The following is a 25,312-nucleotide window of genomic DNA, read 5'->3' as shown; positions in this document are numbered from 1 at the left end:
TCCCCCGAGCTCGCAAAGTTCCCTGATGCCTTCCGGACAATACCTGCCGATCGGCAAACGATAGAGCCTCAAATTACGAGAGTCCAATTGCCTATTGGGATGTCCGCTAATCGGTGAACCCGATAGCGCATCATAGCTGCATGTCATCAAGTAACATAACATCAAGGACGGAACATGCCTGACTCCAGACCACAAGATGCGCACCGCAACTTCGAAGACGCCTTTAACTCTGGCGACATCGAAGCGCTGTTTGCCCTTTATGCTGTTGACGCACGCCTCGTCTCCGATTCGGGGAGGGTAGTGATCGGTCACGATGCGATACGCGAGGAGCTGGTAGGTTTATTCGCGATCAAAGGTCGGATGACGGTTCAAACTCTTTCGGCCGTTCAGGCCGGCGACATCGCCATGCTGCGCGCAGAATGGCGTCTCGACGGACTAGGTCCCGATGATCAGCCTGTCGCTGTAAGCGGAAAGACATCGGAGGTGGTCCTGCGACAGCCGGATGGGCAATGGCTCTACCTCATCGATAACCCGCATGGCTCAGAATAATTGAAGCGGTCACTCGGTTGCCGTTTTAGGAGTAGACACCGTCGGCGACCGGTGACGTAAGGATGAAAAATGAGCGTACTTCGGTAGCAGCGCGGATAGCCGATCAATCGTCATATCGAGTTCCATGCCAAAGAATTGGGGCGGTCCGGGCCGGCTAGAAACGCCCAGTAGCCTCCGGGACTTCTTGAGCGGAGCCCTTATGTTCCATAAATACCCGTTACGCCACTGACACTGAAAATAGCGGGGGTCGACGGTCCTGTTCCTTTCAAATTGTAAGCGGCTATTTCGGCGTGTCGGCTTTGTTGGCGCGCGCCTGAATTTGCGTGCATCGCTCGAACAGGTGCTCGAACGGCTCGGAATCGCCGAGCAGCAGACCGTCGTCGACCATCCGCGCGTAACCTTCGCGAGCGCGCGCAGACCTTCTCCGGATGGCGTCAGAACCAGATTGCCGTTGACGGCTGCGGCGTAGTCGATAGGTGAGCGGTCGGCCGCCTTTTCCGCAAAGAACATGGATTTGTGTTTGGCCACGGCATTGGCAAGCTGCCGATCCGCGAATGCTTTGTCGGCGAAACCGGCATCATCCAGCCGGACGACGTCATGCCAGTGGCGGGTAGAACGATCGCCGCGGAGACGTTCCTGCAGGCAGAAGACATGGATTGCGGTCGCTTTCTCCCAGAACGTCCGCTCCGCGTGCATGACGCGAGGGCTCGTTTTCGGAAATTCGACACCATCGACGTGACCCGAAGCGTCGCAGCCGACATCGCGGATACTGGCTGGCTCACCGGTTGACCGTGCGCCGAATTCGAGCATGACGCTCGGGGCGACATAGCAGGATCCGCTGCTCACCGCGTCATAGTCCAGATAGAGCGTATAATCCTCGAGGCGGATTGCCGCCGGAAGAGATTGATCGCGCAGCGCGCCGGCGATCACCAGCTCCACCGAGTCCGAGACCCAAAGCGGAAGCCGCTTTCGCACTTCGCTGGTCCAGCGCTTCTCCTCACTGCGGGTTTTCGGCAGCGCCTCATCATTGTTGCTGACCAAGTCCGGCGCCAGGGCGCGGATATTATAGGTCAGGTCGACGTCCTCGGAGAACCTTTTGATGACGCCGTAGGCTTCGAAAGCGAAGTGCCGCCCTTGAAGACGAGGTGCTCGCCGAGCTTGGACGAAAAGAGCGTCTGCAGCGTCCAGACGACCCAGACATCCTTTTCGAGCAGGTGAATGGGCCGTCCGGTGCGGTCGGCCGCCACGGCCAAGGCTTCGCGCCGGTCGTCCTTTGACAAGGTCAGGAACTGATCAGCCATGCGCAGCCTTTCCCACGCTTCTTGCAAGCCAGGTCGGGAACTGCGGTGCCGCCGCCACCGGCTCGCCGAACGCGTCTGGCGGCAGCTTTCGCTTGATCCGCGACAGTGCTTCATCGGCCTTCTCGGGCCCAAGCCAGGCGAGCGCACGGACTGCCACGCCGGCGGGCCGATCGGCCAAGGCCAGTTGCCAGCGAGGCACATGCCTGAGCTCGACCGACTGCTGTCCAAGGTTCATCGTCCGGCTGCGGCCGGATGTAAGGTAGACGGAGCGGACCGGGACCTGGGTGGTCAGGCCCAGGGAATTCGCAGCGGCGGCGCCGTTTGAGACGATGACCTCGCCGCGTTGCTGCGCCACGGCCTCCACCGCCTGTTCAACTGTCGGCGGCCGGCTGCCAAAACGGCTTTTGACAGGCCGCATATAGATGCCGCGGCCGGCCCGGACGAGCTCGCCGCGCTCGGCCAGGCGCGACAGAGCTTGGTCCAGGGCGGCACGATTTCCGAGATACAAAAAGCTCTTTGCCGAAAGCGCGGACCCTTCCGGCAGTCGTTCAGCATGGCCCATGATTTGTGACGTCAGCTTTTTCATGGCATGTCTCCTGTCAGAATTATATGCAGTTTTCTGACAGTTTACAATGAGAGGGGAAGACGACGCGTGTCATACTGGTATTTTTCGCCGCGTTCGTATTTCTGGGAAGATCGAGGACGGCGCCCGCTGCCAGGGCGTCGAACGTCGCTGGCAGGCCAGAACTCTCGAGGCCAGCGACCGGCCTGTTGCCAGAGAGTTCGCGTTTTAGGCCATCGGGAACCTTTTGAAAAATGTCTCGGGACAAACTACTGGCCGCGGCTTCCTTTTAGGAGCTTTGAGCGTATAGCGTCCCCTATTGGATTTGCCACATATTCTATCCCGGAGATGCAGCGGTGGATCGGATGTCACAGTGGTATCGACTGGCAGTCCGGTTGGCGCTATTCGTGATGGACCAGCACATCACCAAACCATCCCGTGGATTGTCCAAGGCCTCCTATATTGAAAAAAGTGCAACGCAGTTTTGCCGTCGAGTACAAAGGCGGCAGGCGAAAACTCGATCCCAGGTCAAACTCGATCTGGGGCAACGTCGATTTAAAGTCCGTGGCTCGCGACCTAGACGAAGAGGCAATGCCTTTTCTGTCGGCTAGCTCTCAAAGTGGCAAATCCCATTACGACATGTCTCTACCAAAAGCAGATCAGGAAGAGTCAACGGCAAGGAGCGCCGCTATTCGCTCGTGGTCGGCGCCCGTGTGATGGGCTGAGATCTCAGCGGAGAGCTTTCTCAGCTGTTCGAAACGTTCTGCATCATAGCGGTCGCGCGTGAAAGCCAATCCCGTCTGTGCGATTGCTGCGGTTTCGCGTGCCCACCGCAACCAGTCAGCGTCAGTTTCGCTCATCGATTCATCCGTACACGATTGCGGTGAATCTCCTCCCATCGAGAGTTTGAAGCAAGAAGTTAGTTTGCTGCCGAGCCACGGCGCCGCCGCACGTGCCGGCGATGTTGGTCCCATCAATTGGCTGTTCATTGGTATGATTAACCTCGTCGAGATATTCGATGTGAACGCTTGCATATCGTTGGTATGGACGCTGCGGAGACCCGCTCATTCCGCAGGCTCGCCAAGAGTATAAGTTACCTTATCTGAGTTTCACTAAATACCTGTAATTGCTGGATAATAATGGACGAAATTTATCGTGCAATGTTTCTGGAGCCTTTGGTCGCCTTCTTGAACGGATCCAGGATTGTGACGCCGCGCCCCTGAAAATCAGAGGTGTTTCGGGTGACCACGACAAGGTCATTCACCTGCGCCGTCGCGGCCAAGCCGGTATCGTCGGAATTCTTATCCGATTGTCCCAGCATTTGCCCCCACCGGCGGGCGACAGCTTCATCAACAGGGAGAATACGACCTTCATAGGCGGCGAAGATGGCGTCGGCAGCTTTGGCGATGCTGTTCGCCACAGCCTCGTCCGTTTTCCGCTTTCTCTCGATGCCTTTCGCAATCTCTCGAACCGAGATCACGCTGATCGCGAGATCTGTATCGTCAACCGTATCGAGCCAGGCCGCCACATTTTCGTGCGGCTCGGGTCGACCGATTTCCTTTAAGACATTTGTATCGAGCAGCTCAATCATCCAGCGCGCTAAGATCGGCGGCGCGCATGGCGGCTTTTGCCGTTTGCTTTGGATACGGCCTGCCTGCCTTCGGATGCGCCTCCGCATAGACTCGCGCTGCAACGATCTGTTGTTCCTTCAGAGAGGGATAGTCGCGAATGACATCTTCGACAGTCGCGCCGGCCTCGAGGAGAGCGGCAATCCGATGGGCCTCGATTTGCGTTCCCCGGATTAGCGGTTCCTTGCCGGATAGGTCGATTTGAGCAGTGAGCTTGTCGAGTTCCTTCAGCTTACGCTCGACGAAGACCAGGTGCTGACCAATGTCGTAGCGCTGTTTACCGAACACTACCTCCTTCGCGAGACCGCGTTTGAGAGAGCTCCGCAACGCCTCGTAGAATTCGGACTGGCTCTTGGGTGTCAGCGCCTGTTTGAGTTCGTCATAGGCATGGAGAAATACCAACTCGGCTTGACCGAACTGTCGGATGTTTCGACCGCCTCGCTTCACGAGCTGCGGCTTGATCGGAGCGCGCTCGACGACCTTCTTGAAGGTGTCCAATGGCGCGCCAACCACGAAAGCAGCCTGTGCAGTTGTCAAATGTTCCATACGATCACCTTCCTAATACGCTCCGCAAGATAGGGGTGAATTAGAAAGAGTGCAAGGCCCGCGGAGCTGACGGGCAAGACTGCCTTTCACGAACGGCATGATCAGGTCAACTCGCCGCTTATCTTAGCAAGGCCGGCACGGTCGCGCTTGATCAGTGATGGCTCGCCAGTTTTGAAACTCTTCGGCTCGTGGATCGAACGAGGATCAGCAAATCGGCCATCACTGATCGTCAGGATCGCCGCTTATAAGGTTAGCGGCGCCTCGAGGTCCCCCGTTCGACGGAACCACGAGGCCGCGCCGGAAGTCCTCTGACTGCAGGAGCTTAACGCACCTCAAGAAACTTCCCCGAACAGCAGGGGCTATGCCTAACGTCCATGCGATGACAGTGTCTTCAATCACGCGAGACGAAAAGCAGGTATCTGACGCAGAGCAGCAGCAAGACAATTGAGAACGCGCAGAACACTGTGCCACCGGCAGCTCGATAACAAAGCACGCCGACCGTGCCGCCTGCCAGAAATGACGCCACCGTGGCGCTGTGCAGGAGAAGGCGATCTCGACTGTGCCTGCCAGCATGAGCGTCGGAGGGATCGAGCAGTTGCGCAATGCCAACTCCAATATCTGTCGCGACGCCAGATACGTGGGTAGTGCGCACCCTGCTTCCGGATCCGCGTGGACGCCGCATTCTGGATGCCCATGGAGAAGCTTATCACACCGATGGTTCCGACACCGCTGATAGCTGAACCTGATTTGAGAGCGTACACGCCGATGCCCATCAGCAGGGCCGCTTCGGCGAGGAGGGTCAGAGGATAAATCGCCGGCAGCTTGTAACGTTTCCCGATCTGGATGAATAGCGATGCCGCGAACGCTCCCGCCACGAACATCGCAACGATGCTGAAGAAGGCGATCGCAAGGTACAGATCTCCCGCAGAAACGTGGTCGGAAATCAGTGAGACGTTGCCGGTCATGTTGGCTGAAAAATAGCCGGATTCCAGAAACTTTCGTCATCGAAGCCGAACAGCGCGTCCGAGCGCGGATTGATGGTGACATTCACGCCGGCATCGGCAAACAGCCGCCATGTTTCTTGCCGGACCCGCGTGCAATGGTTGAAGATGTTGTGGGGACCCAGTACGCCGGCTTCAGCAAACTCCGGGCCTAACTTGGCCAAATCGCAAGCGTCGAGGCAGGCTAGCGCTGTGAGCTTGGTGCTCAGATACATATCGAAGGGCCGATAATGGGCGCCCATGCCCTCCGCGACGAAATCGATATAGGCAAACAGGTCGCTCACGTTGGGCATCATGCGGCGCATGACGCCGAGCCACATGTGGTGATGAGCGTCGATCAAACCGGGCATCACGATACTGTTGGAGGCGTCAACGACGGCCGCATCGCCCAGAGCGAGATTGCGTCCGACGGCTGCTATTTTGTCGCCTTCGACGAGCAGGTCGGCTGTTCCAATATAGGGAGCCTTCTTGTCCATTGAGAGGATGGTGCCGCCTTTGAACAGCGTCCGTCTTTTAAGATCGCTCATGATTTAGTCCTTTCGAGATTATCGGGCAGGACCGTTATCGCTCTGGCACGCTCTTGAATTAAATGCTCTTATGTCAGATGCTTCCTGACAAAAAATCAGGAGTGGTTATGTCTTTCGATACGCGCATCCTATCGGGGGTCAGCGTACTTGCGGCCGTCGTCGAAGGCGGTAGCTTCGTGAAAGCCGCCGAGCTTATTGGCATTACCGATTCCGGCGTCAGCCGGGCAATCAGCCGTCTTGAGGGGCGCCTCGGAGTACGACTGCTCGACCGGACGACCCGCTCATTGACGCTGACCGATGAAGGCCGACGGTTTTACGAGGAGGTCAAACCGCACCTCAACGCGATCGAAGATGCCGCGCTGATTGCCTCGGGCTCGGCATCAGCGGTACGCGGCCGGCTCAAAGTCGATATCGATCCCTTCTTTCTGCCACTCGTTCTTGCAGGCCGCCTCGGCACCTTTTGCGAACGTCACCCCGCCCTGTCGATCGAATTCGTAACGAGAGAGCATGTCGGCGATCTTGTTGCTGAGGGGATCGACTTGGCAATCCGGTTCGGACAGCCGCGTTTTGCCACGCTGGTTGCGCGTAAACTGATCGAAGCACCTATCCTGACCGTGGCATCGCCGCGTTATTTGAACCGCTACGGTCATCCGGCACATCCCTCGGACCTTATCGCTCATCGATGCCTGCAGTTTCTTGACCCCTATACTGGATTACCCTTCGAGTGGGAGTTCGTTCGCGGCGACCAGACGATCGTCGTTCCGACGGCCGGACCGCTGACGTTCACTGATCCAAAGTCGATGCTCCAGGAATGTATCGCAGGTACGGGCATCGCTCAGGTGATCGGTTGGGGGATAGGGAGGCACTGGCGAGAGGTTCGCTGATTGACTTGTTTCCCGACTGGCATGGCGAGCGTTTTCCTCTCTTTGCTTTCCATCCCTCACGCAAGCATCTGCCCGCGAAGGTCAGAACGTTCATCGATTTTTGCGCCGAGATCACGATGGCAATCGAGCGCTCTGCGCCCACAAGTCCTTAGGCGCATTAGGACCAACAGGTGCAATCTTTTCCCGGTTTGTGTCGTGCTCTTAGGAGCCGAAGGCAGTTTTCCCAGCAGTGGCGTCCCTCGAAATTGCCCCTCAAGCAAATCAGCGAATGCTCGAACTTACCCGGGAACGCGTCTGTCTTTGGATGAACGATAAATATGCCGCCCAAGACCAGGGGCGGGTGATCCAGCTCCAGCTTATCTCGCGGCAAAGAGGCTCGGATTTCGGGCTGCGACTTGTCTTGTTTTTGACGATGTTGAGGCGGGCGCGAAAGCCGGACAAGCAGCAGGCGCGGACGTAGTGCTCGTCACAGCGGCCGGGCAAGATTTCCCGACATAAATGAACACGGACGTCGTGCCGGTAGTCTGCGCAGACGGACTACTGTCGATCACACTTGCGTATTCGTGAGAACGCGCTCTTGGATGAACCGCCGAGTTCCGAGCAGCTCGCATCACGATCACCCTACGTGGGGTGGTGTCGTCAGGCGAAGCGACTTGGCGAGATCTAAAGTTCGATTCCGATCAAGGCGGCCGAGAACGGCAACTGCATATCGTGATGAAGTAACAATTAAATTGCAAAGGGCGGGGCGTACCGATTGGTACGAGTCTTTCTCGCAACACTTGAGCGAGAACTGTTGTCTTGGACAGATTTGCCTGGATCAGCGCGTTCGAGTTACGCTATCCGTAGGGCTGCTCTGCAAAGTGATTTGCACGAGCCGGACAGCTAGAGAAAGCATGCCCGCATCTCCTGAGCAGGACCTTGATGAACGCGGATATGATAGCCGCCTGGGCGGTGGAAAACGGATTCCATGCGATCAATTCCGGGAATTATCGTCGCCATGACAATGAGGGCGTGATCACGATCGAGATAAAGAGAATGTCATTTCTCCTCATCGATCAGAGGCAAGGATTGCGGCCGCGCCTCATATCGCGATTGTTCAAAGACATACCTCTTTCAAGCGGGAGCGTTCGCTTGCAGGTTCTTCTTCTTGACCGCTGAGCCAATAATCACACGCTGGTCAACAGGCGTTACTGCGGCTGTGTCTCCGGCTCCTGCGTCGAGGCGGCGGTCGCATCGGCGGCGTTCTTTGTCATCTCCGTCTTTCTGATGAGACACATCGTGCGCTGCGGGTGCGAGCAGCTCACCATGGCTGAAGCACCGAGGCTGAAATCCGTTTACGAGGCCGCCGTTCGTCCGATCTGAACGCGTGAAACTCGGCTCCAATGCTCGCGGCCATAGGCGCCGTGACACTGAGCTTTCCAACCACGACGTTGATGTCCTTCAGCATCTGGGCGGAAATTCGGCGCAATGTCGACTGAGTTGGAGCTAGTTCATGGAACGGAGAGCCGATGACTTCATGCGCCTCCGGAGCCTCGCGTCGAGGGCGATGAGAAGCTCGTCTAGCTGTTCGAGCTGCTCCGACGTGCAACCCGCCATCGGGGTGCGATGGCTTCGTCGAATTAGCTTCACTAACTCACCAAGTGTCTGTTCAGGCGCCGGTAGGCGACCTAACCACAACAGCTGAACCGATCCCCTGTATCCGCTTCCGATTTTTCTCGAACTCCGCGGACGATTTCGAGGACAGTGGTGTTTTTCCAAAGTGCCGGCTGAGTTCGATGGAAAGGGCGGCGGGCGAGGTCATTCCATTATTATAAAGATTGAACAGCAATTTGACGGCGATGTTGTAATATTTCGGATCTGCGAGGCTACTTGTGGGATCGTATCCGGCGTCGTCGAGGACGCCTTGCAATACAGCCAGGTCAGACGTCCGCACAGATATGTTGAGATTGGAAGACATGCTGTCCTCCTTCAATTTGGGGCGAAGGCAACAAACGACCTCCACGCAGTAGCGCCCTGAGAAACAGCTACTGAAGACCTACCATGCGCCTAATGAACACGGCTGGCAAACTGTATATTCCAGGACAGGCAGCTATCGCGGCTCAGATTGTCGTTTGGAGACCGAGTTCGACCACGCGGCCGGTTGGAAGCCCGAAATAGTCTGTCGCGTTCCCGGCGTTCTGCGCTAGCGCGATGAATAGCCGGTCCTGCCAGAACGGCATGCCACGCCGCTTCGACGGAAGGATGGTCCGGCGCGAGAGGAAGAAGGACGTCGACATGATGTCAAACTTCAAACCGAGCTTTCGGACCAGGACGAGGGCGCGCGGGATGTTGGGCGTCTCCATGTAGCCGAACGTTATGATCAAGCGGCTGAAGCGCGGATTGAAGCTCTCCAGGAAGATTTTCTCGTCATCGGGAACGAAGGGGGTGGCCGCTGTCACCACGCTGAGGATGACGTTGTGCTCGTGAAGAACCTTGTAGTGCTTCAGACTGTGGAGGAGGGCCGTCGGCGCGCCCTCGATGTCGCTCGTCAGGAATATCGCGGTACCTGGGACGGTTGGCGGTTGTTTCTGGGCCAGCTTGTCGATGATCGCAGCCAGGGGGATCTCGTCCATCTTCGTGCGGGCGGCAAGCAGCCGGCGTCCCGACATCCATGTCTGCATGATCAGCCCCATCGTACAGGCGACCGCGACCGGCACCCAGCCGCCGTCCGCGAACTTGGCGACGTTGGCGGCAAGGAAACCGGCGTCAATGATCACAAGCGGCAGCACTACCGCTGTGGCGATGATAGTTTTCCAATTCCAGATGCGCCGCATGACGACATAGAGCAGCACCGATGTGATCAGCATCTCACCGGTGACCGCTATGCCATAAGCCGCCGACAGGCCGCTCGAATTGCGGAACTGGAGCACCAGTGCGACCACGAAGATGAAGAGGAGCGAGTTCACCTGCGGCATGAAGATCTGCCCGGAGTGGGTTTCCGAAGTGTGGAGGATCTGGAGGCGCGGGAGCAGGTTCAGGTGCATCGCCTGGCGGACAAGGGAATACGCGCCCGATATCACGGCCTGGCTGGCGATAACGGTTGCCGCGGTCGCAAGGCAGACAATCGGAATCTTCGCCCAGTCTGGGTGCATACCGAAGAAAGGATGGGCTGCCATCTCCGGGTTTGCCAGCACGAAGGCGCCTTGCCCGAAGTAGTTGAGCAACAGGCACGGAAATACAAGCACGAACCAGGCAGTGACGATCGGCCGCCGACCGAAGTGGCCGAGGTCGACGTACAGCGCCTCTGCTCCCGTGACGGCAAGAAACACGGCCCCGAGAACCGTGATCGTGGTGCCGACGTTGGAAGCGGCATAGCGAAGCGCATGGAGAGGATTGACGGCCCAGAGAACATCCGGATCGTCGATAATGTGAACTGTCCCGCTCACGCCCAGCACCACGAACCAAAGCGCCATGACGGGACCAAATACGGAAGCGACGCCGCCCGTTCCAAATCGCTGCACGAAGAACAAGACCGCGATAATCGCCAGGGTGATTGGGACGATCCATCCGGAAAGAGCGGGCGCGACCACCTGGATGCCTTCAACTGCCGACAATACCGATATGGCCGGAGTGATAATGGCGTCGCCCAGGAAGAGCGAGGCACCTGCGACGCCAAGAACAAGAACCCAGGCAGGCCGACTTGACAGGCTTTCCCTCGCGAGCGTCATCAGGGAAAGCGTCCCGCCTTCGCCGCGGTTGTCCGCCTTCAGGACAAAGGAAACATATTTGATCGTCACGACGATTGTCAGCGCCCAGACGATAAGGGAGAGGATACCAAGCACGTTCTCTCTATGCGATCCACTCCCCATGGTCGCATGCAGCGCCTCCCTGAAGGCATAGAGCGGACTGGTGCCTATGTCTCCATAGACGACGCCGAGAGCGGCGAGCACCAATCCAGGAAGACCGCCGCCGGTTTTATGTTCGATCTCGGGATCTTGCAATCTGAGTTGGGGATAGGTCAAAGGGCCTCGCGTTGAATTTTGGGTGCTCGATCCGCCGCTGACGGAGATAACGATTGAAATGCGAGGCGGGTCCTCGGCGGGTTCGTCCGCCTCATGTTTATTCCGTGTGGGGACGCGGCCGCAGTCACCTCTGCCTGGCGCCGCTGCTGGCCGTACGGATCCACACATTGCCGGTTGGCGCGACAGCGCGTTCGATTGCCGCGTCAACAGATCGGCAGTCAAGCGGAAGCGGCCGAAATGAAACGATTTACTCGGCTATTTTCCCAAAAACCTCCACATTGTCCTCCCGCTCTCGCAGTCGCTTATCCGATGCATTGTCAAAGCTTCCCGTCATGCGTCCACGCCCGACATTCGGCGAGCAGCAGCCTCCCAATTTCGCGAAATGATAGGACCGACCTCTCATACCCAACGATCACGAAGCCACCACTCTGATGCTTGATCTTCACCGAGTCATCGGGACGACCGCTGCGATAGATGGTGTCCCCAAACACGGATCGATGCGTGGCAGCATCGGTCTAGAGTGAGCTGAAGCCGGCCGCGGGCGCTTTTCTGACGCGGGCGGCTGCGGATCGGGGCTTCGGCATTTCCGAGCAGCGGCTTGGCAGGCTTGCGGGGCTTTGTCATACCTCGATCACACCAGCAACAGCAAAAAGCAACTGACCCAAATGGATTATCGCGCCTGCAGCGTGTGGGCGATGGACTTCGTGCACGATCAGCTCGCAACCGGAAAGAAACTGCGGGTCCCGACGGTGGTCGACACCTTCTCGCGCTACGAGCCGGTGTTGATCCACATCATAGCTATAGAGGCGAAGACGTTGTGCAAACCCTTGAACGGGTGTGCCAAAAAGCCGGCTATCCGAAAACGATCCGTGTCGACCAAGGGACCGAGTTCGTGTCGCGCGACTTGGACCTGTGGGCCTATTCCAAGGGCGTGACGTTGGACTTCTCACGCCCCGGCAAGCCAACTGATAATGCTTTCATCGAAGCGTTCAATGGCCGCTTCCGTGCCGAATGTTCAAACCAGCATTGATTCCTAACCTTACGGATGCCCCTGAAAAGATGGAGGATTGGCGTAGATACTACAACGAAGAACGGCCTCATGGCCGAGGCGGACTTGGTAAGGCCACGTCATGACGATTGCTCATCCTCCGCAGACGAACTCTTTTGAATGTGGTTAGTCGGTGTTCTTCGCCGCGTCGAACTTCGCACGGGCCTTTTCCATCGTAGGACGATGCTTGACTGCCCAAGTGGCAAGAACCCGCAGCGGCTCGATAAGCGAGCGGCCGAGTTCGGTCAGTTCATATTCTACTTTCGGCGGGATGGTGGCGTAGGCAGTGCGCGTGACAAGACCATCTCGTTCGAGTGCGCGCAACGTCAGTGTGAGCATGCGGTGGGAGACACCGCCGACCACGCGCATAATCGCGTTAAAGCGCAAGGGGCCATTTGAGAGCGCGCCGACAACCATGACAGTCCATTTGTCGCCAATACGATCCACTATTTGACCAATGGCCCGGCATTCCTCGGGCGGATGCTGAACGAAACCAGGATCTACATTCTCCGAGACTTTCATATCCATCACGAAGACCTCCAAAGGCTTGAAAGCGAACACAAATGTTCGCGACGTACATCATTGTGCATTCTTGTGCTCTTACCCGATATCGATCATATCGTCACTAACATTTTGTTCGTGGATCGAAAGGGAGCATCCAAAATGAAGATCGGAGTGAGTGGTGCGAGTGGCAAGCTCGGCGGGGCCGTCGTTGCGGAACTGATCGCGCGCGGCGGCGGCCATGATGTCGTGGCGATATCGCGGTCGCCCGAAAGCGTCTCTGGAACGGTCGAGGCGCGCCTCGGCGATTATGACCAACCCGCATTGCTTGTGAAGGCGTATGCGGGGCTTGATCGGCTGCTGATCATCCCGAGCGCCGACCTGCGTCCGGGAGTGCGCGGAGGCCAGCTCAAGAACGCCATCGATGCCGCTCTGGAGGCTGGTGTCCCGCACATCTTCCTGATGTCGGCGGCCGGCACGCACGAGGAGGCCGAGCCGAGCCTTGCAGCGGCGTACTGGACGGGCGAGCAGCACCTCATCAAGACCGCCTCGCGATGGACGATCCTGCGGATGAGCTACTACGCCGAGAGCATGGCCGACGAGATCAAGATGTCCCAGGGCCAGGGTGTGCTCGCAGGTTTGGGCGATGAGCGCGTTTCCTACGTCTCTCGCGATGATCTAGCCGCCGCGGCTGCCGGCGCGCTGCTGGGGCACGATCACGAAGGCGCAATCTACACTACCACCGGACCCGCCGCCGTCAGCGGGCCCAAACGCGCTGCAATCGTCTCGGAACTGCTTGGCAAGCCGACCAGCTTCGCCGTCATCTCGGAAGAGCAGTTACGCGCCGGACTTTCACAGTCGGGCTTGCCTGACCCCATCATCGAGGCGTTCGTCGAGATCAAGCGCAGCTTCGCCAACGGCAAGTTTGATATCGTGACCGGCGATGTCCAGCGCCTCTCTGGGCGTGCTCCAAAATCCTTGCGCGACATCCTCGCTCAGCAACTGGTTTGAGAGGCTCGTCAAACATGATTAGGAAATATGCCTATTGGATCAGCACGGCGCTTGTGTGCCTGCTCTATCTCGCTTCGGCGACCCACTACCTGCTGATGGGGGACCAGGTGCGCCAAGCCTTCATTGGGCTCGGCTATCCCGCCTATCTCCGGGATGTCCTGATCCCCGTCAAGATTCTGGGTGTCGTCGCGGTCCTGTCGCGCGTGAACGTTCGTCTCAGTGACCTCGCCTATGCCGGGATGTTCTACCATCTGCTGCTCGCCTTCTCGGCACATATCAACGCTCACGACGGAGCGTTCGCCCCGGCGGTCGTCGGGCTCGTTGCGCTGGTCGTCTCGTTCCTGACTCAGAACGCCGCGCGCGCGAAGAAGTCGCCGTATCCGCCGCTACCGGCCTGAGGCACCAACGCGTGGTCCTTCTCTGGAGATTGCAATGTAGAGAGCACAGTTTCATCGATATGGCGGCCCGGAAGAGATGCGCCTTGAGGAATATCGGCTGCCCGAGCTAGCCGCCGACGAAATCCTCGTAAGACTAAGGGCTGCCTCGATCAATCCCGTCGACTAGAAGATTCGTCAGGGCGCGATGAAGATCATGACCGGCCGCAAGTTTCCACGTGGTATGGGACATGACTTCTCGGGCGTGGTTGAAGGGATCGGCAGCGAAGTGAAGCGTTTCAAGATGGGCGATGAAGTTCTCGGAGTGACGCCGGTAAAGACCTCCGGTTCATTTGCGGAAACACTCACCACCAAAGGGGCGCTGGCGATCGCGAAGCCTGCCGCCTTGTCCCACGAAGACGCCGCGACCCTACCTGTCGCCGCCTCCACCGCCTGGACCGCGCTCGTGCAGAAGGCCCGGCTCAAGCCGGGCCAGTCGGTCTTCATCAACGGCGCGTATGGCGCGGTCGGGCAAGCGGCGACACAAATCGCAAAGGCCTTGGGGGCATCGCTGACTGGACGCGTCGCTGGTGACGCCGCGGATGCCGCGCGTGGCATCGGTGTCGACGCTGTGCTCGACTACAGGCAGCCAATTCCGCCTGAGCAGTACGGAAAGTTCGATGTCGTTTTCGACACGCATGGTGGGTTGACGGTCCGGAAGGAGAGCAGGCTCAGCAAGCCTGGAGGCGCAATCCTCGATATCAATTCTTCGTTCGCAAAGATCGTGCGTATCTTCCTCTCTCGCTCCCGCAAATTCGTGATGGGCAAGCAGGACGAGGCGACTATGCGTGAAGTCGTTGCGCTCGCGGCCCAGGGAAAACTCAAAATCTCCATCAGCCGCACAGTGCCGCTGGATCGCGCTATCGATCTCATTCGGTCGCTGGAAGGTGGGGAGCGCATCGCCGGGAAGGGTTTTGTTGCGGTGAGCGCCCAGTGATAACAATATGCGGCGCCGCACCGACGGGCGCGGTCGCCACAAACATTGTGTTGCTGAATACGGCAGCGGGTAATCATGGCACGAAAGAATGCATATTGATCAGCATTCTTTGCACAGCCGTTCTCGCCCCCTGAGTCTCCTACTCTTTGCGCTGCTAAGTGGCGTCAGAAGTACCCACCTGATTGAGATTACGCCGTCTGTTCAGATACATTCAAGAGCAACTAAAAGAAACGAGAGGGGCGAAAGCCGCTCAAAATGCGCTATGGCATTTGTCATTCATTTGCATTACTATCGCACCGAAAAGTGGAGATAGCTATGGCTGCAAATGCACTCGTGCAAACTCGTATTGATGCCGAAGTCCGGGATCGGGCCTCCGCAGTGCTTGAAAACATGGGGCTTACAGTATCGGACGCGGTTCGTATCTTGCTCACCCGGACGGCCAATGAGGGTGCGCTGCCACTCGAGCTTCTCTCAGGCAGCGAGGCGCATGACGCGTGGTTTCGCACCAAGGTGCTTGAAGCGCTGAACGATACTCGACCAGACGTCTCGGATAACGAAGCCGAGGCACATTTTGCCGCACGTCGAGCGGCAGCCCGACTTAAAGCGGGTTCTCGAAAATCGTGAAGCTTACCTGGTCTGTCTTCGCATTATCTGACCGCGACGCCATATTTACGTACATAGAAGCGGAAAATCCGTCAGCCGCTATTCTGGTCGACGAACGGATCGTTGCTGCCGTTCGTCGGTTGATAGATTTTCCCGCAAGCGGTCGTGTTGGCAGAATTGCTGGAACCCGCGAACTGGTAATTAACGGTACGCCGTACGTCGCGGCTTATGCAATTACCGAAACAGCAGTCCGTATTCTTCGCGTCCTCCATGGCGCGCAGGAATGGCCAGACACTTTGCCAACGAGCTAGGCTTTGTTCTCGGTGCTGAGAATTAACGGGTCGGTGGTTCGAACTGGTTCAAGGCGACCACCGTCGGATCTGCTGCACTTCGCCTGCTCGCCTCTAGGCAAGCGAATCCACGACACCGCCATCGGCTCTCAGCGCCGCACCGTTCGTGGTGGACGACGCATCGGCCGACCTCCATCATCCAGCGGCCGGCAACGGTCTAGGAGATCGCGAACATGGTGGTCTAGGTCGCCTCGCCACTTGCGACACTCGCCATCCCACTTTCGTGGGCTGGCTTCGATCAGGCAACCAATGCGCTGCAAAAGCGGATGTGAGGATAGAGGAGGCCGCGACTGGCTCCAGTCAGTCACAACGCGACCGTTTCTGACCGCCTGCGATCGCGCATGCGGACTAACGCCGCATGCATTTGTCCGCCCTCGCTTCCCTGCCGGGCGGCGGCAGCATCGAAGCTCTTGTCGTTTTTTCGGCGGTCATGCCGCGGCTGTTTTTCATAGGAGCACAAATTGATCTCGTCGGTTGGCTCAGTCGGTGCGGCGGTTACTCCAGAAATCTCCGTTTGCCGGGACGACTGCCGTTCAGGCACGCGAAGACGTCGCGGCGCAAGTTCGAACCGGTGAGCAAAGCGGAGCCTCGACGAACGAGCTCGAGCAGATTGTCGGCCGTGCCGGTCCGCCGAGCTACAGTGAAGAAGAACTGGTCGCCAACGAAAATGAGATCAACCACCGGGAATCCCTGAAAGAGAAACTACGTGCGGGCATTGCTGATCCCGACGAGGAACTGAAGGTGAAGGCTGCATTGGTCTACCCTTCGTCCTGGCCTGACGAACAAAAGCTGGAAGCTGCTCGGACAGCCCAAGCTAACGGCAATTTGGACAGTGCAGTTACGTTCTGACGGGATTGGCAAACCGCCGCCAATTCACCAGCGATCTCGAGACAAGCTTTCCCATGCCGAAGGGTCAAAAGCTGGCGCTGATGCTGCTGGATCTGGATGACTTCAAACCGGTCAACGACACCCTTGGGCACGGCGCCGGCGACACGGTGCTCAGGATGACGGCGGAACGGATCCAAGCCGTGCTTCGCCGACGACCTCTCGTTGTCTTCCTCGAGCAGCAGACGACCGTCCAACAAAACATGAAGTTGGCGAAGTTCGCCCTGAAGCTTGAGGGAAGTTTCTTGGAGTTCGAAGCCTGAAAAGGTGAAGGAGTTGGCAGCCCACAGCGTTCCGTCCGCACGAACTGACTGCGACGGACGCTCGGCTAGCGATGAGCCGGGCGTAGCACTAACGCCACCGGGGCTTTCGCCGAGCGTTATGAAGAAGTTCGGATGCTGTAGCAAAGGGGCCGAATAGCTGCAGCAGGCGGGCTTCCTCAATGTCAGTGAGATGGTGGCGCTTGGCGAAATGCTTTACCGACCACACCGGTTTGGTTTCGACATTCTCGAGAGATTTAATACGCTGCATGCTTACTCAGTCCTCCTACTGCCAAGTAGTTGGTTTATGCAATGCTAAATTAGAATGCTATTAAATAAGACATGTCGAACCACGTGGTACGTTGTCGAACACTTGTCCGAGATCTAATGGACAATGATTGCGGCCATGCTCATCTGCGCATCGCTGACCGCTGTCGATGGCAATACCATATGCGACGGCCGAAGATGCGTGGCTGCTGGGGAAAGTGTACCGCTCAGGCATCGACATACCGGAGACCGGATCGCACGCGAAGCATCAAGGAACGGAAGAGGCGCTGGTCGCCAAGGGCTGGCTGAAGGAGCCTCCTGGCTGAAAAGGGCCTGCGGGTGCTTTTCAGTGGCCCGCTGGAGAAGACATTGGGAAGACGCTGCTTCAGGAGGGCGTTCCCTAAGCGGCGCAACAATTGGCGTGACTGATCAAAGACCGGATCGCCGCCCGGCGCAGGAGACAAATGCTTGGGGTTAGCAAATAATCGCCGAGCGGCCTCTAGATAATAGGATGTGTTAATTCGATTTCTAGTTGCCTTCCCTCTATTGTCCGATAACGTACAACAAGTTACTTTACAACGGGAAACATAACTCGAAAAGGGTAAAGTACTACTTATTGCAATTAAAGTATTGTCGCGCAAAATAGGCGTGCACCCTGGTGCGCAATGCTTACAAACCAACCCCACCCACTCATCCCCGCTAAAGCGGGGATTTTTCGTCCGGCATCGTACGGGAACCGTGGAGCGACAATGAGGTTAGTTCATTGGATCGCAGGAGAAAGCAAGTACTGTTTAGATCGCAAAATGCTTCCTCCTCGCGATCCACCCGACTCCAGAGTTGGGTCGTGCGGAGGTAAGTTTCCGGTCTGCTCCCAAAGCGACGCTCCGCGCGGCCCGACGCCTTTTGTATAGGCCAAACACAAGTCGTGAGATCCTGTCGCGTTGAAGCACATCGCGCCCCGCGGCCTGGCCTTCGGTGCCCTGCACGAAGTCGCCGGCGGCGGGAATGGCGCTATCGACGGCGTGGCCGCGGCGCTCTTTGGGATTTTATGCGCCCGCTCAAATCGTCATCGATGCGAAGAAACACGGCGCCGAGGTGCGACCGGTCTGCATCAATCGCTCGCGTTGGGACTGCACGCTGGAGGAGGTCGAAGGCACTGCGGTGCGGCTCGGCATGCGGCTGGTGCGCGGATTGGCAACCGCTGACTCATCCCGCATTGTCGCCGCGCGCGGCGACGAACCCTTCGCTTCGGTGGATGACATGTGGCGCCGGTCGGGCGTGCCGGCCGCTTCTCTTGTCGAGCTCGCCGAGGCCGACGCGTTCCTGCCGTCATTGCGGCTCGAACGACGCGATGCGCTCTGGGCGATCAAGGCGCTCCGCGACGAGCCGCTGCCACTGTTTACGGCCGCAGCCGAGCGCGAGGCGCGGGCGATCGCCAAGCAGCAGGAGCCGGACGTCGCAGCGATGACTACGACGTGATCCAGTCCGCAAAGGCTTTCGAGAGCCGACGTTGGCTGCCACTTTTCGGATAAGCCAAGTAATGTCCAATGTAACGATTGTCTCTACAATTGGTGAAGGGCCGCACAAGGCGGCCGCTGTCGAGTTCCCGATTTGCGAGAGTGTTGGATTCTAAGGCAACCCCCAAACCATTTGCTGCCGCGTCAACCGCGAGAAAACTTCTGTCGAAGCTCATCGCAGGAAGAGGAGGGGGACCGAGATTGTTGAGTTCGAACCAGTCGATCCATTGAATGCGCTTTAAATCGCTTCTGATAAGTGGCAGGCGTTCAAGATCGCGCGGCGTTTTCAGCCGCTCTGCCATTTTCGGACTGCACAGGGGCGATACGACTTCCTCCCCCAAAGGCACGACGATGAGATCCTCCCGGTTGGAAGGCTCGCCGTAAACAATATCAACGTCGAACAGGCCGTCGACGAACCTTGCGTAATTTGTGCTCGCCGCCACCCGGACCTCGACCCCCTCGTTTTTGCCCAGGAAGTCGGGAAGGCGTGCCGAGAGCACCTGCGCTGCGTAGCTCGGCGCGCAGTGAACCCGCAGGAGGTGGGTCTTGTTGGATGAAATCATCTCAACACCGCGACGAAGCTCTTCAAAGGCATTGGAAGCATGGGACAGGAGTGTCTGACCGGCCAGCGTCAGGGTGACTTTTCGGGTGCTGCGTTCGAATAGAGAGGTGCCCAGGTCACGCTCCAGCTTGGCGATCGCATGACTCACCGCACTCGGAGAGAGATGGAGTTCCTCCGCGGCAGCGCGAAAGGAGCTAAGTCGTGCCGCGGCTTCGAATATGCGCACCGTAGATAAGGAGGCCATCTGTAGCATTCGATTAGTGAACCAGATTCACCTACCGTTGTAAACTTCGCGTTTGTCGAATGGCGTCAACTCGATCAGTTTCGACCCCGCAAGCCAACTGACTTGCCGAAGATTTGCCAGATGCTGGGACGCATCGGGAGGAGATTACATGTTACTCAATGGGAAGACCGCGGTCATTTCGGGCGCGGCGAGCAGGCGCGGCATCGGCCGTGCGACGGCGAAGCTTTTCGCCGAGCATGGCGCTCGCGTCGCCATCCTAGATATCGACGCTGACGCTGCTGCGGAGGTGGCCGCGTCGCTGCCCAGCGTCAAGGCCGGTAGCCACGTGGGATTGCGCTGCGACGTCGCCGACAAGGCATCCTGCGCCGAGGCCGCATCCAAGGTGATCGCCTCCTTCGGTTCGGTAAACGCGCTCGTCAACAATGCCGGCATCACCCAGCCGGTCGGCACGCTCGATATCACCGAAGCCGACTGGCAGCGGATCATCGCCGTCAACATGACCGGTGTGCTCTTCCTGAGCCAGGCATTCATCCCATACATGCGCGACAATGGTGGCGGATCGATCGCCTGCATGTCCTCCGTCTCGGCGCAGCGAGGTGGCGGCATCTTCGGCGGACCTCATTACTCCGCAGCCAAGGCAGGCGTGCTCGGCCTCGCCAAAGCGATGGCTCGCGAATTCGGTCCAGCCGGCATTCGCGTCAACTCCGTCACGCCGGGCCTCATCCAGACGGATATCACCGGTGGCAAACTCACCGACCAGATGCGCGCCGACATCATCAAGGGCATCCCTCTGAGCAGGCTCGGAGAGGCCGAGGACGTCGCGAATATCTATCTGTTCCTGGCCTCCGATCTGTCGGCCTACGTCACCGGTGCGGTCATCGACGTCAACGGTGGCATGTTGATCCACTGAGGTTCAATCCGGAGAGAGACCGACATGAGCCAGATTGGCCACAATATCAGCCTGACAGAACGCGCCCGGCGCATCCGCCGTCACGCGCTGCGCATGGGCGAAGTGCAGGGGCAGGGTTACATCGCCCAAGCGCTCGGCGTCGCCGACGTCCTTGCCGTATCCTACTTCTACGCCACGAATTACCGGCCGGAAGATCCGGAATGGGAAGGGCGCGACAGGTTCCTGTTGTCGATCGGCCACTATGCGATCGCGCTTTACGCTGCTCTGATAGAAGCCAAGATCATTCCGGAAGACGAGCTGGAAACCTATGGCACGGATGACAGCCGCCTGCCGATGTCCGGCATGGCCGCCTACACGCCCGGAATGGAGATCACCGGCGGATCGCTTGGACACGGGCTTGGCATCGCGGTCGGCATGGCCTTGGCGCTGAAGCGGAAGAAGTCCTCTTCCTTTGTTTATAATCTGTTTTCCGACGGCGAACTTGACGAGGGTTCCACCTGGGAGGCCGCGATGTCGGCCGGCTCCTATAAGCTCAACAATCTGATTGGCATCGTTGACGTCAATCAGATGCAGGCCGACGGCCCATCGATCGGGGTGCTCAATTTTGAACCGCTGGCCCCCAAATTCGAAGCCTTTGGCTGGTTCGTGCAGCGGGTCGACGGCAACGATATCGGCGCGCTCGTAGTAGCCTTCGACGCTGCTCGTCATTACGCCGAGGCGAAGCCTCGCATCATCATATGCGACACGAAGATGGCGAAGGGGGTGCCCTTCCTCGAGGCGCGCGATCGAAACCACTTCCTGCGCGTCGAACCCCACGAATGGGGCGAGGCCCTCAGGATCATCGATGCGGGAGTGCAAGCATGAGGCGTTCCAAGTACATCCGGCCTGCGCATCTTGAAAGCGGCGTCGACAAGCCCCGGCTTACGACGTCGGCGATGATCGCATCGATTGCCGGCCCCGATCAGCCGACCAGGCCCGCGCCTTTCGGTAACGCCCTGGCAGCTCTGGCGCGGAAGGACGACAGCATTGTCGGCATGTCCGCCGACCTCGCGAAATACACGGACCTTCACGTGTTCCGTGCTGCCCATCCCGACCGCTTCTACCAGATGGGGATGGCGGAACAGTTGCTGATGATGTCGGCGGCCGGCATGGCGCGCGAAGGCTTTCAGCCTTGGGTAACGACATATGCCGTCTTCGCATCCCGGCGGGCCTACGACTTCATCTGCCTGGCGATCGCCGAGGAGATGCTGGACGTGAAGATAGTCTGCGCCCTTCCGGGCCTCACGACGGGCTACGGGCCGAGCCACCAGGCGACGGAGGATCTCGCGATGTTCCGTGGGATGCCGAATCTGACGATCGTCGATCCATGCGACGCGAGCGAGATCGAGCAGGCGGTTCCGGCGATTGCCGCCCATAAGGGGCCGGTCTACATGCGCCTGCTGCGCGGCAACGTTCCGCTGGTTCTGGAGGAATACGGCTACAAGTTCGAACTCGGCAAAGCCAAGCTCCTTCGTGATGGCAAGGACACTCTCATCATCTCGTCGGGCCTGATGACGATGCGCGCGCTCGAGGCTGCCAAGCAGCTTCAAAACGACGGCGTCGACGCTGCCGTCCTGCACGTCCCGACCATAAAGCCGCTCGACGAGGCAACCGTCGTCGCCGAGTGCCGCAAAGGTGGGCGGCTCGTGGTCGTGGCAGAGAACCACACCGTCATAGGCGGCCTTGGAGAGGCAGTCGCCGGAGCGCTGTTGCGTGCCGGCGTCGCACCGCCAGGCTTCCGCCAGATCGGCCTGCCCGACCAGTTCCTGGAGGCGGGCGCCTTGCCGACGCTCCATGACCAATACGGCCTGTCGACCCTCAAGGTGACGGAGGCGGTCAAGGCATGGCTCTCGACCTGACGACGTCTGCCGGTTGAGGAGATGCCGGCCGCCCAAACAAGCTTGTGATGGAGGATGAAATGAGCTTGCAGATCAATCGAAGGTTTTTCCTGGCGACCGCAGCGGCGGCGCTTGCGGCCCCGGCAATCGTGCTTTCAAGCCGGTCCGCCAGCGCTGCCGCCACCACCCTGACCCTTGGCCATGGCGCCGCCCCCGGCAATCCCAGAACCGTCGCTGCCGCTAAATTCGCGGAACTCGTCAAGCAGAAGACCGAAGGTCGTATCCAGATCAACGTCGCAGGCGCCGAGACGCTTGGCAGCGACTCCGCGATGCTTACCAGTCTCAGGACAGGCGCGCTGGACTTCACCGCCAACAGCCAGGGCGCAACTTCGGCGATCGTTCCGGAACTCAGCGCGCTCGGCCTGCCGTTCCTGTTCGAAAACACCGACAACGCGATGGCCGTCCTGAACGGTCCGGTGGGGGTCGAGCTCAACCGCCGCTTCGAAGCGGTCGGAGTCGTACCGCTCGACTGGTGGGACAACGGCATCCGGCACCTGACGAACTCGAAGCGGAAGGTGGCTTCGCCTGCCGACCTGGTGGGCATGAAAATCAGAACACCGGCCGATCCCATGACCATCGACATTTTCCAGGCATTGGGAGCAGGCACCGAACAGATCGCCTTCGGCGAGCTCTACATCGCCTTGCAGCAGGGCGTTGTCGATGGGCAGGAGAATCCGCTCGCCAATATCGAAAGCTCGAAACTTCACGAGGTCAACAAATACATCAGCCTGACCGCCCACAAATGGGAATCTACACCGTTCCTGATGTCGAAGATCGCTCAGGGCCGGTTGGGGTCTGATTTAGAGGCGGTCAAGGCCGCGGCAAAGGAGGCGGGTGCTCTTCAGCGGAAGCTCTCGAGCGAGAAGGCCGCTGACGTGCTCGAGAAATTCAAGAAGAACTCCGCCGTCGAGGTTGTGGAAGTCGACCACGACGCTTTCGTCAAGGCGACCGCGTCCGTCGCGGACAGCTGGAAGAAGAAGCCTTTCGGCGATTTTGTCACCCAGGTGGAAGCGGCTGCGAGGGGCTGAGGCTCCTCTCACGATCCGGAGGCCCCATGAGCAGGTTTTATTCAGCCGTCGATCTGGTCGCCGGTATCATCGTCTTATTCGCCCGTTTGGTCATCATCGTCAGCGGCATAGCGCTGACAGTGGTCACGACGGCCAACGTCGTGGCTCGATACGTTTCGGCGAGCGGGGGACTGTCGTTCGCCCAGGAGCTGCCCATGCTGATGTTTCCGTGGTTCATCATCGCGGGGATCATCATTGCGGCCCATGCGGGCGGGCATATGGCCGTCGAATGGCTCTACGAAAAGCTCGACGGCAGTGCTCGGACGACGGCGCTCATCGTAGCGAACGCGATCAGCGTCGCCGCATTTCTGGTGCTGGCATATCAGGCGACCGTGGTGGCCGAGATTGCCGGGGCAGAACACAGCCCCGTTCTGCAGCTTCCGAACAGCATCGGCTATTACTCGCTGTCGATCGGCGCGGTGCTGGTGTCCATCGTCACCATCGCCGCGACCGTCCGCGTTCTCCGCTTGGGCTGGGATCACCGCCTCGAGATCAAGCCCGAGGAAATCGCGCTATGACACTCGTCATGATCATTTCCTTCTGCATCCTCATGGTCCTCGCCGTTCCCGTCGGCTATGGGCTGATCATTGCAGCGGGGCTTGGAGTCCTGTTCAACGGTTACGTTCCGCTCTCGGTGGTCGCCCAGCAGGTCTACGACCAGACCCAGTCCTTCCCGATGCTGGCGCTTCCGTTCTTCATGCTTGCAGGCACGCTGATGCTTGGCGGCGAGTTGGGGCGTCAGCTCCTTGAACTCGCCTCTCGCGCCATGCAGCGGTGGAGGGGCGGACCGCTCTCGACCACCGTCGTATCCTCGGTCGTCTTTGGCGGCGTATCCGGTTCGGCCGTGGCGAATGCGAGTGCGCTCGGCTCCGTCCTCATCCCCTGGCAGAAGAAGCACGGGTTTCCGCCGGCGCTCTGCGCCGCCAACAACGCGACCTCCGCTGTCATCGACGTCCTCATCCCGCCTTCGATCCCGATGATCCTCTACGCTCTGATCAGCGGCGTCAGCGTCGGCGACCTGTTCATCTCAGGCATCGTTCCGGGGCTGATCATGGCGGCGAGCTTCGTGTTCGTCTGCTGGTATGTCTCCGTGAGGCGCGGCTATCCCGTCGAGGCCGTGAAGGTCCGCAAGCGCGAGCTGGCGCGACTGGCACTAAAGAGTTTCCCGGCAATCCTGCTGCCGATCCTGATCATTATCTTTTTGCGATCCGGCCTGGCGACGCCGACAGAGGTCTCGGTCCTGTCGGTCGTCTACTCGCTGCTGCTCAGCATCCTCTTCTACCGTGACCTGACCTGGAAACGCTTCTGCGAGAACATGGTGGAGGCGGGCGTCGCGACGGGCGTCGTCATGCTCGTGATCATGGGCAGCGCGGCGGTCGGCTGGGTGCTGACATTCGATCAGGCTCCGCAGCACATGGCCGAATGGGTTTCGACGCACATCTCCAGTCCGATCGTCATCATTCTGATGATGAACCTGATCATGCTGGTGGTCGGCATGCCGCTCGATATGCCGCCGGCGATCCTCCTGCTCGGGCCGATCTTCGTTCCTCTGGCCGATTCCATCGGTCTCGACCGGGTCCAGCTTGGACTGATGATGGTGATCAACCTCGGGATCGGGCTCTACACGCCGCCGATCGGCACCACCCTGTTCATCTCGTCGTCGATCGCAAAGGCGCCGCTGGGAACGACGACCAACGAACTATGGCCGTATTTCGGCATGGCCATGCTCCTCCTCCTCGCGGTCAGCTTCGTGCCCGCGCTGACGATCTACTGAGGAGCG

The 25,312-nt window shown here is 58.9% G+C and carries 25 protein-coding genes and 8 pseudogenes; 21 read left to right on the top strand and 12 right to left on the bottom strand.

Translation table 11 applies throughout. The annotated features are described in order from the left end of the window. Positions 1-174 precede the first annotated feature (174 nt). Entirely contained in the window at positions 175-549 is a 375-nt protein-coding gene (locus AMC88_RS31300; protein ID WP_064830286.1) for a YybH family protein, read from the top strand. A 280-nt stretch (positions 550-829) separates the two neighbouring features. Here AMC88_RS31300 and AMC88_RS32915 read toward each other — a convergent pair. Both AMC88_RS32915 and AMC88_RS31285 read right to left on the bottom strand, forming a co-directional pair. Beyond that, positions 830-1,850: pseudogene (locus AMC88_RS32915) on the bottom strand (nucleotidyl transferase AbiEii/AbiGii toxin family protein). Beyond that, complete coding sequence (locus AMC88_RS31285; protein ID WP_064820420.1) at positions 1,843-2,436, bottom strand: DUF6088 family protein; 594 nt, start codon at positions 2,434-2,436, stop codon at positions 1,843-1,845. The pseudogene AMC88_RS32915 and the gene AMC88_RS31285 overlap by 8 nt, the downstream one beginning before the upstream one ends. A gap of 438 nt (positions 2,437-2,874) precedes the next feature. Between AMC88_RS31285 and AMC88_RS34425 the strand changes: the two are divergent. Next, positions 2,875-3,084, top strand: a pseudogene (locus AMC88_RS34425) (transcriptional regulator); the annotation flags it as partial. Here the strand turns inward: AMC88_RS34425 and AMC88_RS31280 are convergent. From AMC88_RS31280 to AMC88_RS31260, 5 genes and pseudogenes are all read right to left on the bottom strand, one after another. Further along, entirely contained in the window at positions 3,072-3,272 is a 201-nt protein-coding gene (locus AMC88_RS31280; protein ID WP_064820419.1) for an NUDIX hydrolase N-terminal domain-containing protein, read from the bottom strand. The pseudogene AMC88_RS34425 and the gene AMC88_RS31280 overlap by 13 nt on opposite strands. A 290-nt stretch (positions 3,273-3,562) precedes the next feature. Next, positions 3,563-4,003, bottom strand: a complete 441-nt coding sequence (locus AMC88_RS31275; protein WP_167355301.1) for a type II toxin-antitoxin system VapC family toxin — start codon at positions 4,001-4,003, stop codon at positions 3,563-3,565. After that, complete coding sequence (locus tag AMC88_RS31270; RefSeq protein WP_064820418.1) at positions 3,996-4,586, bottom strand: DUF433 domain-containing protein; 591 nt, start codon at positions 4,584-4,586, stop codon at positions 3,996-3,998. The genes AMC88_RS31275 and AMC88_RS31270 overlap by 8 nt, the downstream gene beginning before the upstream one ends. A gap of 391 nt (positions 4,587-4,977) precedes the next feature. After that, positions 4,978-5,551 (bottom strand): annotated as a pseudogene (locus AMC88_RS31265) (YoaK family protein). Next, a complete protein-coding gene (locus AMC88_RS31260) occupies positions 5,548-6,114 on the bottom strand; it encodes an amidohydrolase family protein (protein WP_064820416.1) in 567 nt (188 codons plus the stop codon). The pseudogene AMC88_RS31265 and the gene AMC88_RS31260 overlap by 4 nt, the downstream one beginning before the upstream one ends. A gap of 107 nt (positions 6,115-6,221) precedes the next feature. On the opposite strand from AMC88_RS31260, the pseudogene AMC88_RS31255 reads away from it, so the two are divergent. The 4 genes and pseudogenes from AMC88_RS31255 to AMC88_RS34770 all read left to right on the top strand — a co-directional run bounded on the left by AMC88_RS31255 (position 6,222) and on the right by AMC88_RS34770 (position 8,487). After that, positions 6,222-7,150: pseudogene (locus tag AMC88_RS31255) on the top strand (LysR family transcriptional regulator). 163 nt (positions 7,151-7,313) lie between these two features. Then, a complete protein-coding gene (locus AMC88_RS32910; RefSeq protein ID WP_404817477.1) occupies positions 7,314-7,496 on the top strand; it encodes an HAD-IA family hydrolase in 183 nt (60 codons plus the stop codon). Positions 7,497-7,919: 423 nt separating this feature from the next. Further along, positions 7,920-8,156, top strand: coding sequence for a hypothetical protein (locus tag AMC88_RS31245; RefSeq protein WP_064820413.1), 237 nt, complete (start codon positions 7,920-7,922; stop codon positions 8,154-8,156). Positions 8,157-8,230: 74 nt separating this feature from the next. Next, positions 8,231-8,487, top strand: a pseudogene (locus AMC88_RS34770) (FitA-like ribbon-helix-helix domain-containing protein). 159 nt (positions 8,488-8,646) lie between these two features. On the opposite strand, the gene AMC88_RS31240 reads toward AMC88_RS34770, so the two are convergent. After that, entirely contained in the window at positions 8,647-8,955 is a 309-nt protein-coding gene (locus AMC88_RS31240) for a hypothetical protein (RefSeq protein WP_064820412.1), read from the bottom strand. A gap of 142 nt (positions 8,956-9,097) precedes the next feature. After that, the gene (locus AMC88_RS31235; RefSeq protein WP_064820411.1) at positions 9,098-10,999 is read right to left on the bottom strand and encodes a potassium transporter Kup; all 1,902 of its coding nucleotides are present in this window, start codon (positions 10,997-10,999) and stop codon (positions 9,098-9,100) included. A 686-nt stretch (positions 11,000-11,685) separates the two neighbouring features. Here AMC88_RS31235 and AMC88_RS31230 point away from each other — a divergent pair. Further along, positions 11,686-12,133: pseudogene (locus AMC88_RS31230) on the top strand (integrase core domain-containing protein); the annotation flags it as partial. 40 nt (positions 12,134-12,173) lie between these two features. Here AMC88_RS31230 and AMC88_RS31225 read toward each other — a convergent pair. Beyond that, positions 12,174-12,575, bottom strand: a complete 402-nt coding sequence (locus AMC88_RS31225) for a winged helix-turn-helix transcriptional regulator (protein ID WP_064820580.1) — start codon at positions 12,573-12,575, stop codon at positions 12,174-12,176. Between the two features lie 135 nt (positions 12,576-12,710). Between AMC88_RS31225 and AMC88_RS31220 the strand changes: the two genes are divergently transcribed. From AMC88_RS31220 to AMC88_RS34410, 7 genes and pseudogenes are all read left to right on the top strand, one after another. Continuing rightward, on the top strand, positions 12,711-13,559 hold the full coding sequence (locus tag AMC88_RS31220) for an SDR family oxidoreductase (RefSeq protein WP_064820410.1): 849 nt from the start codon (positions 12,711-12,713) through the stop codon (positions 13,557-13,559). 14 nt (positions 13,560-13,573) lie between these two features. After that, positions 13,574-13,957, top strand: coding sequence for a DoxX family protein (locus AMC88_RS31215; RefSeq protein WP_064820409.1), 384 nt, complete (start codon positions 13,574-13,576; stop codon positions 13,955-13,957). A 184-nt stretch (positions 13,958-14,141) separates the two neighbouring features. Then, a complete protein-coding gene (locus tag AMC88_RS31210) occupies positions 14,142-14,930 on the top strand; it encodes an NAD(P)-dependent alcohol dehydrogenase (protein ID WP_081279433.1) in 789 nt (262 codons plus the stop codon). Between the two features lie 315 nt (positions 14,931-15,245). Continuing rightward, positions 15,246-15,554, top strand: coding sequence for a type II toxin-antitoxin system RelB/DinJ family antitoxin (locus AMC88_RS31205; protein ID WP_064820408.1), 309 nt, complete (start codon positions 15,246-15,248; stop codon positions 15,552-15,554). Further along, on the top strand, positions 15,551-15,844 hold the full coding sequence (locus AMC88_RS32900) for a type II toxin-antitoxin system RelE/ParE family toxin (RefSeq protein WP_081279432.1): 294 nt from the start codon (positions 15,551-15,553) through the stop codon (positions 15,842-15,844). Before AMC88_RS31205 ends, AMC88_RS32900 begins: the two co-directional genes overlap by 4 nt. 513 nt (positions 15,845-16,357) lie before the next feature. Further along, positions 16,358-16,732 (top strand): hypothetical protein, encoded by a 375-nt coding sequence (locus AMC88_RS33940; RefSeq protein ID WP_190311520.1) that lies wholly within the window; start codon positions 16,358-16,360, stop codon positions 16,730-16,732. Further along, positions 16,726-16,926 (top strand): annotated as a pseudogene (locus AMC88_RS34410) (diguanylate cyclase domain-containing protein); the annotation flags it as partial. The gene AMC88_RS33940 and the pseudogene AMC88_RS34410, both read left to right, overlap by 7 nt. Before the next feature lie 193 nt (positions 16,927-17,119). Here the strand turns inward: AMC88_RS34410 and AMC88_RS34405 are convergent. Next, positions 17,120-17,299: a hypothetical protein gene (locus AMC88_RS34405; RefSeq protein ID WP_081279431.1), complete on the bottom strand. Its 180-nt coding sequence runs from the start codon at positions 17,297-17,299 to the stop codon at positions 17,120-17,122. Between the two features lie 1,034 nt (positions 17,300-18,333). Here AMC88_RS34405 and AMC88_RS31195 point away from each other — a divergent pair. Next, a pseudogene (locus tag AMC88_RS31195) lies at positions 18,334-18,753 on the top strand (helix-hairpin-helix domain-containing protein); the annotation flags it as partial. A 10-nt stretch (positions 18,754-18,763) separates the two neighbouring features. On the opposite strand, the gene AMC88_RS31190 reads toward AMC88_RS31195, so the two are convergent. Further along, positions 18,764-19,627 carry a LysR substrate-binding domain-containing protein gene (locus AMC88_RS31190; protein WP_037144412.1) on the bottom strand — a complete coding sequence of 288 codons (864 nt, stop codon included), beginning with the start codon at positions 19,625-19,627 and terminating at the stop codon, positions 18,764-18,766. A 139-nt stretch (positions 19,628-19,766) separates the two neighbouring features. Between AMC88_RS31190 and AMC88_RS31185 the strand changes: the two genes are divergently transcribed. Genes AMC88_RS31185 through AMC88_RS31160 form a run of 6 tightly spaced genes read left to right on the top strand, consistent with a single transcriptional unit; the run spans position 19,767 to position 25,306 of the window. Then, positions 19,767-20,528 carry an SDR family NAD(P)-dependent oxidoreductase gene (locus AMC88_RS31185; protein ID WP_064820405.1) on the top strand — a complete coding sequence of 254 codons (762 nt, stop codon included), beginning with the start codon at positions 19,767-19,769 and terminating at the stop codon, positions 20,526-20,528. A gap of 24 nt (positions 20,529-20,552) precedes the next feature. Next, the gene (locus AMC88_RS31180) at positions 20,553-21,392 is read left to right on the top strand and encodes a transketolase (RefSeq protein ID WP_064820404.1); all 840 of its coding nucleotides are present in this window, start codon (positions 20,553-20,555) and stop codon (positions 21,390-21,392) included. Continuing rightward, a complete protein-coding gene (locus tag AMC88_RS31175) occupies positions 21,389-22,426 on the top strand; it encodes a transketolase family protein (RefSeq protein WP_064820403.1) in 1,038 nt (345 codons plus the stop codon). Before AMC88_RS31180 ends, AMC88_RS31175 begins: the two co-directional genes overlap by 4 nt. Before the next feature lie 59 nt (positions 22,427-22,485). Then, positions 22,486-23,493: a TRAP transporter substrate-binding protein gene (locus tag AMC88_RS31170; protein ID WP_064820579.1), complete on the top strand. Its 1,008-nt coding sequence runs from the start codon at positions 22,486-22,488 to the stop codon at positions 23,491-23,493. 26 nt (positions 23,494-23,519) lie between these two features. After that, positions 23,520-24,050: a TRAP transporter small permease gene (locus AMC88_RS31165; RefSeq protein WP_037113449.1), complete on the top strand. Its 531-nt coding sequence runs from the start codon at positions 23,520-23,522 to the stop codon at positions 24,048-24,050. Continuing rightward, positions 24,047-25,306, top strand: coding sequence for a TRAP transporter large permease subunit (locus AMC88_RS31160; RefSeq protein WP_037113451.1), 1,260 nt, complete (start codon positions 24,047-24,049; stop codon positions 25,304-25,306). Before AMC88_RS31165 ends, AMC88_RS31160 begins: the two co-directional genes overlap by 4 nt. Positions 25,307-25,312: the final 6 nt, after the last annotated feature.

Origin of the sequence: Rhizobium phaseoli, assembly GCF_001664385.1 — a bacterium.
Taxonomy (GTDB): domain Bacteria; phylum Pseudomonadota; class Alphaproteobacteria; order Rhizobiales; family Rhizobiaceae; genus Rhizobium; species Rhizobium phaseoli.
The sequence above is the reverse complement of the archived record's forward strand: the minus strand, read 5'-3'. Positions and strand labels throughout refer to the sequence as shown.

Bases quoted from the DNA above. Each gene is read 5' to 3' on its own strand.
- AMC88_RS31185 (WP_064820405.1), top strand. From the start codon at position 19,767: ATGTTACTCAATGGGAAGACCGCGGTCATTTCGGGCGCGGCGAGCAGG.
- AMC88_RS31220 (WP_064820410.1), top strand. From the start codon at position 12,711: ATGAAGATCGGAGTGAGTGGTGCGAGTGGCAAGCTCGGCGGGGCCGTC.
- AMC88_RS31190 (WP_037144412.1), bottom strand. From the start codon at position 19,627: ATGCTACAGATGGCCTCCTTATCTACGGTGCGCATATTCGAAGCCGCG.
- AMC88_RS31170 (WP_064820579.1), top strand. From the start codon at position 22,486: ATGAGCTTGCAGATCAATCGAAGGTTTTTCCTGGCGACCGCAGCGGCG.
- AMC88_RS31270 (WP_064820418.1), bottom strand. From the start codon at position 4,586: ATGGAACATTTGACAACTGCACAGGCTGCTTTCGTGGTTGGCGCGCCA.
- AMC88_RS31225 (WP_064820580.1), bottom strand. From the start codon at position 12,575: ATGGATATGAAAGTCTCGGAGAATGTAGATCCTGGTTTCGTTCAGCAT.
- AMC88_RS31205 (WP_064820408.1), top strand. From the start codon at position 15,246: ATGGCTGCAAATGCACTCGTGCAAACTCGTATTGATGCCGAAGTCCGG.
- AMC88_RS31240 (WP_064820412.1), bottom strand. From the start codon at position 8,955: ATGTCTTCCAATCTCAACATATCTGTGCGGACGTCTGACCTGGCTGTA.
- AMC88_RS31275 (WP_167355301.1), bottom strand. From the start codon at position 4,003: ATGATTGAGCTGCTCGATACAAATGTCTTAAAGGAAATCGGTCGACCC.
- AMC88_RS31175 (WP_064820403.1), top strand. From the start codon at position 21,389: ATGAGGCGTTCCAAGTACATCCGGCCTGCGCATCTTGAAAGCGGCGTC.
- AMC88_RS31180 (WP_064820404.1), top strand. From the start codon at position 20,553: ATGAGCCAGATTGGCCACAATATCAGCCTGACAGAACGCGCCCGGCGC.
- AMC88_RS31280 (WP_064820419.1), bottom strand. From the start codon at position 3,272: ATGAGCGAAACTGACGCTGACTGGTTGCGGTGGGCACGCGAAACCGCA.
- AMC88_RS31300 (WP_064830286.1), top strand. From the start codon at position 175: ATGCCTGACTCCAGACCACAAGATGCGCACCGCAACTTCGAAGACGCC.
- AMC88_RS31245 (WP_064820413.1), top strand. From the start codon at position 7,920: ATGAACGCGGATATGATAGCCGCCTGGGCGGTGGAAAACGGATTCCAT.
- AMC88_RS31260 (WP_064820416.1), bottom strand. From the start codon at position 6,114: ATGAGCGATCTTAAAAGACGGACGCTGTTCAAAGGCGGCACCATCCTC.
- AMC88_RS31160 (WP_037113451.1), top strand. From the start codon at position 24,047: ATGACACTCGTCATGATCATTTCCTTCTGCATCCTCATGGTCCTCGCC.
- AMC88_RS31210 (WP_081279433.1), top strand. From the start codon at position 14,142: ATGAAGATCATGACCGGCCGCAAGTTTCCACGTGGTATGGGACATGAC.
- AMC88_RS31165 (WP_037113449.1), top strand. From the start codon at position 23,520: ATGAGCAGGTTTTATTCAGCCGTCGATCTGGTCGCCGGTATCATCGTC.
- AMC88_RS31215 (WP_064820409.1), top strand. From the start codon at position 13,574: ATGATTAGGAAATATGCCTATTGGATCAGCACGGCGCTTGTGTGCCTG.
- AMC88_RS31285 (WP_064820420.1), bottom strand. From the start codon at position 2,436: ATGAAAAAGCTGACGTCACAAATCATGGGCCATGCTGAACGACTGCCG.
- AMC88_RS34405 (WP_081279431.1), bottom strand. From the start codon at position 17,299: ATGCAGCGTATTAAATCTCTCGAGAATGTCGAAACCAAACCGGTGTGG.